Source organism: Prevotella sp. lc2012 (assembly GCF_900107065.1).
Lineage (GTDB): Bacteria > Bacteroidota > Bacteroidia > Bacteroidales > Bacteroidaceae > Prevotella.
The window spans coordinates 65,580-78,323 of sequence record NZ_FNUF01000002.1; the positions used below are offsets into that span (position 1 = coordinate 65,580).

Annotated in this window: 15 protein-coding genes; 7 read left to right on the forward strand and 8 right to left on the reverse strand. The window is 50.8% G+C overall.

Annotated elements, in window-relative coordinates; all coding sequences use genetic code 11:
* Positions 1-5 precede the first annotated feature (5 nt).
* Positions 6-1,508 (reverse strand): cysteine--tRNA ligase, encoded by a 1,503-nt coding sequence (gene cysS / locus BLU99_RS04485; protein ID WP_091900006.1) that lies wholly within the window; start codon positions 1,506-1,508, stop codon positions 6-8.
* A gap of 118 nt (positions 1,509-1,626) precedes the next feature.
* On the opposite strand from cysS, the gene BLU99_RS04490 reads away from it, so the two are divergent.
* Both BLU99_RS04490 and BLU99_RS04495 read left to right on the forward strand, forming a co-directional pair.
* Positions 1,627-2,106 (forward strand): RNA polymerase sigma factor, encoded by a 480-nt coding sequence (locus BLU99_RS04490; protein ID WP_091900384.1) that lies wholly within the window; start codon positions 1,627-1,629, stop codon positions 2,104-2,106.
* 13 nt (positions 2,107-2,119) lie between these two features.
* Positions 2,120-2,698: a hypothetical protein gene (locus tag BLU99_RS04495; RefSeq protein ID WP_144006085.1), complete on the forward strand. Its 579-nt coding sequence runs from the start codon at positions 2,120-2,122 to the stop codon at positions 2,696-2,698.
* A gap of 40 nt (positions 2,699-2,738) precedes the next feature.
* On the opposite strand, the gene BLU99_RS04500 is transcribed toward BLU99_RS04495, so the two are convergent.
* A complete protein-coding gene (locus BLU99_RS04500; protein WP_091900008.1) occupies positions 2,739-3,200 on the reverse strand; it encodes an Lrp/AsnC family transcriptional regulator in 462 nt (153 codons plus the stop codon).
* A 175-nt stretch (positions 3,201-3,375) separates the two neighbouring features.
* Here BLU99_RS04500 and BLU99_RS04505 point away from each other — a divergent pair, with 175 nt between their 5' ends.
* On the forward strand, positions 3,376-4,020 hold the full coding sequence (locus BLU99_RS04505; RefSeq protein ID WP_091900385.1) for a helix-turn-helix transcriptional regulator: 645 nt from the start codon (positions 3,376-3,378) through the stop codon (positions 4,018-4,020).
* Positions 4,021-4,090: 70 nt separating this feature from the next.
* On the opposite strand, the gene BLU99_RS04510 is transcribed toward BLU99_RS04505, so the two are convergent.
* From BLU99_RS04510 to BLU99_RS04530, 5 genes are read right to left on the reverse strand one after another with little or no spacing between them, the layout of a single operon-like run.
* Complete coding sequence (locus BLU99_RS04510; protein WP_091900009.1) at positions 4,091-5,323, reverse strand: PLP-dependent transferase; 1,233 nt, start codon at positions 5,321-5,323, stop codon at positions 4,091-4,093.
* A 4-nt stretch (positions 5,324-5,327) separates the two neighbouring features.
* The gene (locus BLU99_RS04515; RefSeq protein ID WP_091900010.1) at positions 5,328-6,887 is read right to left on the reverse strand and encodes a cysteine desulfurase; all 1,560 of its coding nucleotides are present in this window, start codon (positions 6,885-6,887) and stop codon (positions 5,328-5,330) included.
* Positions 6,888-8,327 carry a family 2B encapsulin nanocompartment shell protein gene (locus tag BLU99_RS04520; RefSeq protein WP_091900011.1) on the reverse strand — a complete coding sequence of 480 codons (1,440 nt, stop codon included), beginning with the start codon at positions 8,325-8,327 and terminating at the stop codon, positions 6,888-6,890.
* A 35-nt stretch (positions 8,328-8,362) separates the two neighbouring features.
* Positions 8,363-8,587 (reverse strand): sulfurtransferase TusA family protein, encoded by a 225-nt coding sequence (locus BLU99_RS04525; protein WP_091900012.1) that lies wholly within the window; start codon positions 8,585-8,587, stop codon positions 8,363-8,365.
* 17 nt (positions 8,588-8,604) lie between these two features.
* Positions 8,605-9,084 (reverse strand): DsrE/DsrF/DrsH-like family protein, encoded by a 480-nt coding sequence (locus BLU99_RS04530; protein ID WP_091900013.1) that lies wholly within the window; start codon positions 9,082-9,084, stop codon positions 8,605-8,607.
* Positions 9,085-9,338: 254 nt separating this feature from the next.
* Here BLU99_RS04530 and thiS point away from each other — a divergent pair, with 254 nt between their 5' ends.
* Genes thiS through BLU99_RS04545 form a run of 3 tightly spaced genes read left to right on the forward strand, consistent with a single transcriptional unit; the run spans position 9,339 to position 10,759 of the window.
* The gene (thiS, locus tag BLU99_RS04535) at positions 9,339-9,551 is read left to right on the forward strand and encodes a sulfur carrier protein ThiS (RefSeq protein ID WP_091900014.1); all 213 of its coding nucleotides are present in this window, start codon (positions 9,339-9,341) and stop codon (positions 9,549-9,551) included.
* Entirely contained in the window at positions 9,548-10,357 is an 810-nt protein-coding gene (locus tag BLU99_RS04540; RefSeq protein WP_218128536.1) for a HesA/MoeB/ThiF family protein, read from the forward strand. Before thiS ends, BLU99_RS04540 begins: the two co-directional genes overlap by 4 nt.
* Before the next feature lie 3 nt (positions 10,358-10,360).
* Entirely contained in the window at positions 10,361-10,759 is a 399-nt protein-coding gene (locus BLU99_RS04545) for a M67 family metallopeptidase (RefSeq protein WP_091900015.1), read from the forward strand.
* A 131-nt stretch (positions 10,760-10,890) separates the two neighbouring features.
* Here the strand turns inward: BLU99_RS04545 and BLU99_RS04550 are convergent, their stop codons facing one another.
* Entirely contained in the window at positions 10,891-11,307 is a 417-nt protein-coding gene (locus BLU99_RS04550; protein WP_091900016.1) for an HU family DNA-binding protein, read from the reverse strand.
* A gap of 486 nt (positions 11,308-11,793) precedes the next feature.
* Between BLU99_RS04550 and BLU99_RS04555 the strand changes: the two genes are divergently transcribed.
* Positions 11,794-12,741, forward strand: a complete 948-nt coding sequence (locus tag BLU99_RS04555) for a FixH family protein (protein WP_176771042.1) — start codon at positions 11,794-11,796, stop codon at positions 12,739-12,741.
* Positions 12,742-12,744 lie beyond the last annotated feature (3 nt).

A 12,744-nucleotide genomic window follows, 5' to 3' on the forward strand; every position in this document is an offset into this window, starting at 1 on the left:
TCCTTTTATTTATTCAGTTTCCATGTAACACCGTCCTTGGTATCTTTCACTTCAAAGCCGGCGGCTGCGAGTTCGTCACGAATCTTGTCCGATGTTGCCCAGTCCTTGTCTGCCTTAGCCTTCGCACGCAACTCAAGCACCATGTCAACGACCTTCCCAAAAGCCGCTTCTCTATCCTGACTCTTGGCACCCGACTCCTGACTCCTATTCTGTAGTCCAAGGATATCCTCGGCAAAGAGGTGCATCGTCTCGGAGAGCTCCTTCAAACAGTCGGCACAGATCGTAGCCTTGTGGTCGGTGAGTTTGTTCACCACCGTACAAGCCTCGAAGAGATTACTGATAACCTGCGGTGTGGCGAGATCGTCATTCATGGCATCATAACACTTCTGACGAAGGCTCTTGACGACCTTCTCCGTTTCAGCGTCACACTTATCCGACACCTGAACACGCTCAAGGTCGCTGATGGCATTCATGAGTTTCTCCAATCCCTTCTCCGCAGCCACAAGAGCCTCGTTCGAGAAGTCAACCGTTCCACGATAATGGGCAGAAAGGACAAAGAAACGGATGGTCATCGGTGAGTAAGCTTTCTCCAAGAGCGGATGATTGCCCGTGAAGAACTGCTCCAGTGTGATGAAGTTGTTATACGACTTACCCATCTTCTGACCGTTAATGGTCAGCATATTGTTATGCATCCAATATTTCACGGCCGGATGTCCCATCGATGCCTGTGCCTGTGCAATCTCGCACTCATGATGCGGGAACACGAGGTCCATACCACCACCATGGATATCGAACTCTTCGCCAAGATACTTGCGGCCCATAGCCGTACATTCACAGTGCCAACCAGGGAAACCATCGCTCCAAGGTGAAGGCCAACGCATAATATGCTCAGGCTGCGCCTTCTTCCACAGAGCAAAGTCGGCTTGGTTATGTTTCTCTCCTACACCGTCAAGATTCTCACGACTGGCATCCTTAATGTTCTCCAGCGAGCGACCAGAAAGGATTCCGTACTTGAATTTCTTATTATAAGCCTCGATGTCGAAATAAACAGATCCATTCGACTCATAGGCAAAGCCATTATCCAGAATCTGCTGCACCAGTTGTTGCTGCTCGATGATATGCCCCGTGGCGTGAGGTTCGATGCTCGGACGCAACACGTTCAGGGCATCCATCGCCTGATGGTAGCGGTTGGTATAGTATTGCGCTATCTCCATGGGCTCCAACTGCTCCAGTCGGGCTTTCTTGGCGATCTTGTCTTCTCCTTCATCGGCATCGTGCTCCAAATGACCTACGTCAGTGATATTACGTACATACCTTACTTTATATCCCAGATGCTTCAGATAGCGGAACACGAGATCGAAGGTGATGGCAGGACGGGCATGACCCAGATGTGGATCGCCATAGACCGTCGGGCCACACACATACATACCCACATTCGGTGCATGTAATGGCTCAAAGCGCTCCTTCTGTCGTGTCAGCGTATTATAAATAACCAGTCTTGATTCCATATACTAAACGTTTAGAGACTGCAAAGTTACGATTTTTTTTATTTTTTTCCAAAGTTCGTGTAGTTTTTCGTAATTTTGTTGCGTCTAATGGGTGAAAACTCTAAAGAACAAGACGACAATGACGACATTAGAAAGACAGTTTGCGCAAACCGTAGCGGAACACAAGAGCACCATCTACACCGTGTGCTATATGTTCTCGCAAGATGCCGACGAAGTGAACGATCTGTTCCAGGAAGTACTAGTCAATCTCTGGAAGGGATTCGAAAGCTTCGAGCATCGCAGTGACATCAGGACGTGGATCTACCGCGTCGCCCTCAACACCTGTATCTCTCTCGACAGGAAGAAGCGGCGCAGTGCCACCGTCCCGTTGACCATGGACATCAATCTCTTTGAAGACCGCGACAAGGACACGCGCCAGGTGGACATGCTTCATAAGCGCATCTCCAAGCTACAGCCTTTCGACCGTGCGATTGTCCTGCTCTGGCTCGAGAACCTCTCTTACGAGGAAATCGGACAGATTGTCGGCATCACGACTAAGAACGTCAGCATCCGATTGTTCAGGATTAGAGAACAACTAAAGAACATGTCTAACGATTAAAAACTTACCCATTATGGATACACAATTAGAAGAGATGCGTGAACAGATGAACACGCTGAAGAAGAAACTGGAACAGCAGGAGATCATTAACGACCGCATCATCCGTAAATCGATCCGTCATGCCGCATCCAACATCAACCGTCGCTACACGTTTGTATATATTATCAGTCTGTTAATGATTCCCTACGGCTACTGGGCCTTCGTGAAACTCAACGGTTCATCGATTGGTGTATGGATCACCATGAGCATTCTGATGCTTATCGTCTTCGGCTACACTCTATATACAGGACGCTATCTACGTGCCAACGACCTCTATAATAGTAATCTGATCGATGCACGCCAGAAAGTGGCTAAAGCCAAGAAACTTGATAGCGACTGGCTGAAATTCGGTATCCCCGCCGGACTGCTTTGGATCATTTACTTCATCTACGACAAATACCAGCAGATATCCGACGACTCGTTCTGGATCTTTGCAGCCTCGATGACGATTGCCTGCATCCTCGGTGTACTCATCGGTCTGAAGATCCACTACCGCAACCAAGACAACTACCAGGAGATTGTCGACCAGATAGAAGAACTGACACAGGAATAACGGGAATGGGGCGTTTGCCCCATTTTTGTTATTCGCAAGTCTATAGGTTAATGCCGTGGTTCTGCTTAACCTCACTCATCACAAAGGTACTCTCGATAGACCCTAGCGATTCGATATCACCCAATTTGTTCAATACGAACTCCTGATACTGTTTCATATCAGAGGCACGCACCTTCAGGAGATAGTCGTAAGCGCCCGAAGTATTATAACACTCCGTCACTTCCGGAATACGCATGATACGACGAGTGAAGGCATCGGCGATCTCATGGTTTATCTGCTTCAGCTTCACCTTACAGAAGACAAGTAATCCCTGATTCAATTTCTCCGGATCAAGAACAGCCACATAACGCTTGATATAGCCTTGGCGCTCGAGTCGCTTCTGGCGCTCGAAGACAGGCGTGGGCGTCAGATGAACAGCATCTGCCAGCTCCTTTGTTGTCAATTTCGCATTCTTCTGCAGGATGCGCAATATCTGCAAGTCGGTCTCATCTAATGTTTCCATATCTCTCTTAGAATATTATTCTATCATAACGAGTTTCAAACAACGAACTTAGAGGATTTCTCTAATTCGGATACAAATTTAGATATATTTCCCGAATTACGCAAGTATTTTGGATGATAATTCTAATCTTCGTACCTTTGCACCGTGAAAAGATACGTTGCTAAACTATTTGATGATGGGAAATTACATATTGGCAGATAATCAAGAACTGACACGATTGGCATTGATAAGCCTTATCAAGCAGGATGAAGAGAACAAACTCTACGTGGCCACCGACAAAGCGGGACTTGTAGAGCTACTGAAAGAACACGAGGACGCCATTGTACTACTCGACTTCACCTTGTTCGACTTCACAGATGCAGACCAGTTGCTTATCGTTGGTGAGCGTTTTGCGTTGTCACAGTGGATACTGATCAGCGACGAGTTAACGCCAGCCTTCATGCGTCGTGTGGTTTATTCATCCCATCAGTTCAGTATCGTATTCAAAGACGGTCCGCTGAACGAAGTACGTGAGGCCCTTCAGACCGTCGACCGTCATCAACGATATATCAGTCAGCGGGCACTGGAAGTCATTATCAACCAGCAACAGGTAGAGGAGAGCCGTCCCAGTTTCCTGACAGAAACCGAGATAGAAATCGTGCGTTCCATCGCCCAAGGTAAGTCGACGAAAGAGATTGCCGCTGAGCGAATCTCGAGTGTCCACACCATCACGACCCATCGCAAGAACATTTTCCGCAAGTTGGGTATCAACACAGCTCACGAGGTTATCAAGTATGCATTAAGGGCAGGATTGGTAGACTCGTCGGAGTTCTATATCTGAGAAGGGGTAACCATAAAGGGAACGACCTGTTCCTGCCATGGGAACAGATAAGAGTGAAGTTCCTTCACTCTTATCTTAAACTTTGCTTGATATCCTCCAGCAAGTCTTCCCCGTTCTCAAGACCGATACTCAGACGAACGGTAGTGTCAGGCACAGACATCTCTGCGCATTGTTCAGCAGAGAACAAGCCAAAGATCGTTGAGGCGGGATGGATAGCCAGCGACTTACGGTCGAAGAGGTTTGTGGCACGACGGATGATCTGCAATCTGTCGATGAAAGCGAAAGCAGAATCCTTATCGGCAAGGTCGATGGTGAAAACAGCGCCTGGCAACGGGCCGAACTGTGCCTTCGAAAGGGCATAGAACGGATTATCCTCCAAACCGGTATAATTCACGCGTTTGATCTCCGGCAATGCCTGACACTGTTTGGCAAGCCACAACGTGGTCTCGGCCTGACGACGGAAACGGATATCAAGTGTGTCAAGACCGAGGGTTTCCATATAAGCCACCTGCGGTGTCATGAGTGCCCCAAGGTTCGTCACCAGTTCCGTCTTCACACGAGCCGTAAAGGCCATCTTCTTACCGACACGTTTGACACGCGCCTGTATCGATGACGAAGGCGCCTGACTCCAGTCAAAACGTCCATAGTCGATAAGCAGGCCGCCGAGACCCGTGCCACCACCAGAGATGTATTTCGTACTTGACACCACCTCAATATCCACACCGAAATCAACGGCATGGAAGGTGGAGAACGGGACAATGGTGGTATCAGCAATCAGTGGGACACCAGCCTTATGGGCGATATCAGCCAATTTGCGGATGTCTGCCACGAACAACTGCGGATTAGTGATAATCTCGAAAAACAACGCACAAGTATTGTCGTCAATCTGAGCCTCCACCTCCTCGGGTTTCGTAAAATCGACGAAGCGCGGCTCAACGCCGAAGCTGCCCAGTGTATCTCGAAGCAGCGACACACTATTACCAAACAGATGTTTCGAAGCCACGATATTAAGACCTGCTGCGCTGACTGCCGTCAAGGCATAATGAATGGCCGCCATACCGGTGTTGAGAGCAGTCACGCTCGCTGCCCCTGTCAATTGCCGCACTCGCTCTTCCAGATAGGTCGTCGTGGGATTGGCGATGCGAGCATACGACGGGGCCATGGAGCGACCACAAAACGCGTCGCCCATGGCCTTGGCAGACTCAAACTCAAACGCCGCCGTATAATAGACGGGCATCGACAGTGCCCCGTATGCATCAGGTTTCTGATACTTCGTCGTCAGTATTCTCGTTTCGTACTTCATTTATCTACCCAATTATTTTCTTCACCGCAATCACGAGCTTGTCCACATCTTCACGGGTGTTGTAGAGCGCGAAGGTGGGGCGCACACTCATCTCATAGCCGAGGGCACGCAAGGCGGGCTGGGCGCAGTGGTGACCTGCACGCACGGCAATACCCTCCTTATCGAGTAGCGTACCGACCTCAGGTACAGGAATACCGTCAAGCACAAAGCTCACGACCGACACGCGATTCTTCGGGTTACCTATGAGCGTCAGACCAGGAATCTGCCCGAGCTGTTCACGAGCGTACTCCGTCAACTGATGTTCGTGGTGTTCGATATTACGGATACCAAGACGACTCACGTAGTCGAGCGCCGCCCCCAGTCCGATGGCATCGGCCACGTTAGGGGTGCCAGCCTCGAAGCGTGCAGGCGGCACGTTGTACTCTGTGCGCTCGATGGTCACGTCCTTAATCATATTACCACCACCCTGCCAGGGCTGCATCTTGTCCAACAGTTCCTTGCGTCCATAGACCACGCCTATGCCGTTAGGCCCGTAGATCTTATGACCGCTGAACACGAAGAAGTCGGCGCCCAATTGTTGTACGTCCACAGGCGTATGAGCTATCGACTGAGCTCCGTCTATCAGCACCGGGATCTGGTGTGCATGGGCGATCTCGATGATACGCTGCACGTCGTTGATAGTACCAAAAGTGTTGTTGACATGCCCCACAGAAACAAAGCGGGTATGTGGTGTGATGAGTCGTTCGAACTCCGACAGGATCAAGTCTCCGTTCTGATCGGTTGGAATGGCCCTGAGTGTTGCCCCACGCTCCTGACAGACACGTTGCCAAGGCACGATGTTTGCATGGTGATCCAGTTCTGAGACGATGACTTCATCGCCAGGTGACAGGAACTGACGCCCGTAGGTTTGTGCCACAAGGTTGATACCCTCCGTGGTACCACGTACGAAGATAATCTCCTCGCTCGTAGCAGCGTTGATGAACCGCTGTACCTTCTCCCGCGCCTCTTCATAGGCATCCGTCGCCCGGGCTGCCAGCGTATGAGCTCCACGGTGGATGTTCGAGTTGTAGTTGCGGTAGTAGTCCGCGATCTTATCAATCACCTGATTGGGTTTCTGCGTCGTTGCCCCATTGTCAAGCCACACAAGATCGTGACCGTTGACCTTCTGCTGTAGTACGGGGAAGTCGTGTTTGATCTGCTCCGAGTTCAGTGTGTCAGCTTCCTCGTAGTGCAGATTCCTCAACTTCTGCGTCTCAGGGATGCCGATACCGAAACCGTCGTCCTTGGGGAGAGCCGACGTCTGTGCATCCGTATCCCCGATGTAAGGCAACTCGCTATAGCCACTGCCCCCCGCCAGAAGCTGCCTGAAGCCAGCTTCCAGCTCCGAGAGGTTCAGGCCTTCGTCAGGTAGTACCACCTGCCGTATTCCCAGGTCATCCCCAACTACCCGTCGCCTTTCTGCCTGCAATTCCTCTGGGCAGTATTTCTGTGCGAGTTCCTTCAGCAGAGCCAGCGAGCCACCGTCCTGTGTCGGAAAACTATTTAGTTCTGATATATTGATCATTTACTTTTCAACTTTATTTCGATGCTGATAGTCATGATAATAGCCCACCTCTACATTCTCGAGCACAGCGATGGCATCGTCGGTAAGGGCGGCCAACGAGAAGTACTTCGTGAGCAGATATGAGGCCACGCCAAACTTATCGAGTCCCATCAGGCGGGCACTCAGCGACGGTGCTATCTCACCGGGGATGCCACTCTGATGCAAGCCGATGACACCCTGGTTCTTCTCGCCGACACGCACGAGGATAATCTTCGTCGTACCTACGCCTCTACCAGTCAGGTACTGGCCCTCCACCTCTACTTTGTCCGAGGGGATTAGGGGTACACCACGCCACAAGATAACCCGAGTACCGAAGAGATCAGTTGTCACAGGCGGCACACCACGCCACGTACACTCTCGTTCGAAGGCAGCGATTGCTCGCGGATGGGCAATAAAGAATGCCGGTTCCTTCCACACCAACGAGAGCAACTCATCAAGGTCGTCGGGTGTTGGCGAGCCGTAGCGTGTGGTAATGCGGTAGGCAGGGTTTGCAGCTGCCAGCAGACCAAACTGTTTATTATTGATGAGTTCCCACTCCTGTCGTTCTTTGATGCTCTCTATCGACAAGCGCAGCTGCTCTTCCAACTGGTTATAAGGGTTATTATAGAGGTCGCTGACACGGGTATGCACACGAACGACGGTCTGCAGAGTGTTCAACGAGTACTCCGTCGGGTTCTCTTCGTAGTCGATGTAGGTCTCGGGGATGATATTATCCTCCTCATGACCGCTCACCAGGTCGATGTGTTTCTCACCGTTGTCGTTCACCGACGCTTTCAGGCGCAACTGCTTATCGACAGCCTTATTGAACGTCTCGCGGAAGTCGGGCACCTCCTTGATGAACTTGATCAGTTCCTTCAGCTTCAGGCCAAGGAACACCGTCGGCGTGATGGCACGCACCGAGACCGTCGACTCCTGTTCGTCCAACAAGTCGGCCTCGCCGAAATACTCACCATCGCCCAGCAGAGCGATCCGCAGGTCCTCGCCATGAGAGCCCTTGCTGATGACCTCAGCCTGTCCACTGGCTACGATGAAGAAGCGCTGTTTGTCCTTGCCCTCCTCCACGAACAGTTTGTCGACATCCACCTCTTGTGTCTCAAAAGCACTTACCAGACGGTTCAGTATCTCGTCGTCGAACTCAGAGAAGAGGGGGATTGCCTTTAAGTTCTTCGCCGTAAACGACGGCACACCGTTCACGTACTGGATGGGCAGACGGTCGTTCTTCCTTAATTCGACCTTAGTCCTGTTTACACGGAACGTGCCGCCACTAACCTGCACCCACGGCAAGAGCTTCAATAATAGTCTCGGGGTGATACTGCCCATCTGCGGGGCCGTCTTAGTTGTCGTCGCCAGTCTTCTGGCGGTAGCAGTGGTCACACTGCGCTGAAGATTTGATTCTGCCATAATTGTTTTCTAGTTTAATACGTTTGAATTGTGATTTATTTCTTAATAGTTACCTTATACGTCGTGCCTTCCACGTGTTCTACAGAGAGAACGTTGTAGCCCTGATCCTTGGCATTGCGAGGCACGTTATCGAGAGGTTCGCCTTCTGCGAGCAGCACTTCCAGGATGTCGCCCGGTTGTAGCTTCGAGAGTTCAATCTTGGTCTTGACGAAGGTCATCGGACAATGTTCCTTCGTGATGTCTAATACCTTTGTAGCCATATCTTACCTTTTATCTATTATATAAATAATGTCTGTCCGCCCTCGGAGAGATTCAGGAACGAGGCCACGCCGAGAACGTCCTTCACCTCAGGGATGAAATCCTCTTTCTTCAAGCCAAGCACATGCATCGCCATCTCGCAGGCATAGAGGTTGATGCCAAGAGCCTTGGCAGCCTCGACGAGTTCCTCAAGGGTTGCCACATTGTTCTTACGCATCAGGTAACGGAAAATCCCCGGACCTGCACCAAGGAAGTTGAAACGGCTCGTGGGGGTAACGCGGAGGCCTCCCATCATAAAGCCGAATAGCTTCGTGAGCCAGTTGCCGCCGGTAAAGCTCCGTCCCTGTTTCTGCTTGATCGCGTCGAGCCCCCAGAAGGTGAAGAAGATGTTCACCTCATAGCCCACGGCTGCCGCGCCTGTACCTAATGTAAATACTGCTGTCAGTTTGTCGAAATCGCCACTGAAGGCGATAATGCTTAGTTTCTTGTTTTCTGCCATCGTTTTATACGTTTGAGTCTGGGTGCAAAGGTACGGCGAAATCAGACGCCTTACAATCGCCTTTTCATGGCATTTCATATACCCTTGATATGGTATGCGAATTACCATCCCTGCGGGATTGTGGCATCAGGCAAAACACCGTACCTTTGCAGTCGGATATTTATATCGCGAAGTCAGGTCGCACTTTGGCAAAGAGCAAGTTCTCTACGCCAGGTCCGCACTGACGTTGCACCCAGAATCAAACTCAAACAATTATGGCAAAGATTTATGTTAATGGAGACGCGCAGGAAGTGGGCCTGCCGCTCAACGTGAGTGAACTCATTAAACAGAGCGATGTACAGCAACCCGATATGGTCAGCGTGCAGGTGAACGAGGAGTTTGCCGAGCGTGAGGATTGGGAAAGTATTCAACTGAAGGAAGGCGACAAGGTCGATTTCCTGTACTTCATGGGAGGAGGCGCACGATGATTGACTTCACAGAAGAACAGATACAGCGCTACTCACGACATATCCTATTGCAGGATGTGGGAGTAGAGGGACAAGAGAAGATTATGAACGCACGTGTGCTCGTAGTGGGCGCCGGCGGACTGGGTGCTCCTGTCTCACTCTATCTGGCAGCGGCAGGTATCGGCACCATCGGCATCGTGGATGCCGACGTGGTAGACCTGAGCAACCTTCAGCGCCAGGTGATTCACTTCACCAAGGATGTGGGCGTACCGAAAGTTGAAAGTGCCAAAGAGAAGATCCTGGCCATCAACCCCGACGTAAAGGTAGAGACCCATTACAAGTTCCTGGACTCGTCGAACGCGCTCGACATCATCAAGGAGTACGACTTCATCGTCGACGGCACCGACAACTTCCCTGTGAAGTTCCTCATCAACGACGCCTGCGTCATGGCAGGCAAGCCCTTCTCACATGGTGGCATCCTGCGCTTCAACGGTCAGACGTTCACGCATCTGCCCGGTACAGCCTGCTATCGTTGTATGTTCAAAGAGCCGCCTCCCGTGGGAGCAGTACCCACCTGTTCGCAAGCCGGTGTACTTGGCGCCATCGCGGGTATGCTCGGTACCATCCAGGCCGCGGAGACACTGAAGTACTTCACAGGCATCGGTGAGCTGCTCACCAACCGTCTGCTGACCTTCGACGCCAAGACCATGCAGTTCCGCACCGTCCCAGTCAAGCACCGTGACTCGTGCGCCATCTGCGGTTCCAACCCGACCATCGACCACCTGATAGATTACGAACAGGCCGCATGCGACCTCAAAAACCACTAAGAGATGCTTATTCCACAAGAAATCATTGATAAGTTGATTAGTCAGGCCCGGCAGGACGCACCCGACGAGACGTGCGGCTACCTGCTGGGCATTAGCTCTGATGAGGGCGACGTCGTGACGGAGAACTATTGGATGGAGAACATCGACCACTCCTCCGAGCACTTCTCTTTCGCACCGAAGGATCAGTTTGCGGCCTTGAGATATGCCCGTTCCAAAGGACTGAAGATTCTCGCCAACTGGCACAGTCATCCTGCTTCGCCCTCGCGACCGTCACAGGAAGATCTCCGTCTGGCCAACGATCCCACGATCCGCTATGCCATCCTATCGTTGCATGAGGGTGTTCACCTGAATTCCTTCCGCATCCTAAACGGTGAAGTGGTTGACAAAGAGGTCCACCTATAGGTGATCCACGACGTCAGGACGTACTTACCCGACTCTGTTCCACCACAAGAGAGAGCCAGGGCCAACCGCTTTTATCTATAAAATCGCTAGTAAGACCATTCCTACTAGCGATTTTTACATAGCGACAACCATTATGGTTTGAAGCCTTTCTGCCAAACAGCCTTCACACCGTCGCAGAAATCATAGAGGATATGACGCCCCTGAATGCGGCGCCCAGCAGGAAGGAAGCCACAGACAACGCGGGTGATGTGTTGACGGATGTTGAACGCTTTCGGGTCATCCACACCGACGCTCTCCACCCGGAGACTGAAACGACCGATGCCAGGAAGGATCACCGTCTGCCCTTCGGTAAGTTTCTGCTTCAGGATATCCTGCAGTTCTGTGACCACGCCGACCACAGCACCTTCCGAGAATCCACTGTTACGGCATGCCTCAGCCGCGATCTCGTCGAGAGTAACCTCGCCCTGACTCACTGTCTTCGCAAAATACTTCCCATAAGAACTACTACTCTTGATGTTGTTCTTAATCAGTTTGATGTGTACTGCCATATTTCTTTTTGTTAGTCTACCACTATTCTTCTTTATGATACGAGTCGTCTGTCTTATTATAAGAAGACGTCTCTTACCTTTCTTCCACAGTCATCTCTTACAGTAAAACAACTTGTTTTACCTTCAAAGGGATGATCTCTTTCCATCAAAGAAGGCATCTCCACGACAGTAAAACAAGTTGTTTTACTGTAAAAGAACCTATCTCATTGATTTAAAGCGCCGATTCTTTATTCTGGTTAAACATACTTGTCATTGTTTATGGTTTATCTATAATAACAGTGCAAATATACAAAAATATCCATGAAAAAGCATCCTTCGCCCCTCTTTTTTGCAAGTAAGCGAGCGTGAGCCCACGTTTTCGACGGTTGTCCAGTACGGTGAAGATGGTAAAATACCTATGAGATGGTATGCGAATGCCACGAACGTGGGATTGTGGGAGCAAGCATATCGCCGTACCTTTGCAGTGTCAAACTAACGCAAAGAATTATGAAAGTAAAAGGATTGTTTTTGTTTTTATCAGCCATTGCCCTGACGTCTTGCAACAGCAACGACGACGGGGTCAGTGCTGGCATTGAGATACCAGGAATCACGATCACCAACGATATTGACTGTTGCACGGCCGAACAAGCCCTACAGGCTTACAAGTTTCTGGAGACAGTGAAGATCATTCCGACACTGACGACAGAGGTGGACCGTAAATACAACGTGTATGCATACACCCGGACCGGCAAGTTCCATATAGGTTATAACGAGGTCTTCTTTGTTGCGACGAAGAAGTCGTCGAACAACTACATCAAAGACTTCTCCATCACCGGTCTGACACCACTGATGCTGATGACCAAGATGAAGATGGAGCATTCCACGCCTGTATCCGGAAATGCCGAGGTCTTCAACGATAACTTCCCAGCCATTAAACGTGCATGGGTATCATTTATCATGTCGTCGGGCGAGAGTGGATCGTGGACACTATCATACCATGTGGACGTGCTCGGTGGAAAAGGAGATGTCAACAAGGCCGGCATCACGGTCGACGCCCTACCCGACGGACAAGCATGGCTCAAGTCGTTCAAGGTAGGCGACGACACATACTTCCTCTCGCTGGCGAACGCCTCGGACTGGAAGACGGGTAGCAACGTGATACGTGCTTATATCTCGAAGAAGAGCACCCCCATCACCACACCCTATGCCTTGGCAGAAGAGTCGTTCACCGTGGATATCGACCCACGTATGCCGGATATGGGCAACCACACTTCGCCAGACAACAGACCACTCACCCCACAGGCCGACGGCAGCTATCAGGGCACCATCAATCTCACCATGACCGGTCTCTGGCGCATCCATCTGACCATTCGCGATGCCCAAGGTCATGTCGTTGCCGGAGGCGACAATCAGAGTAGTGGCTACAGTTCGCTCTTCTGGGACGTAACCATCTAGTCA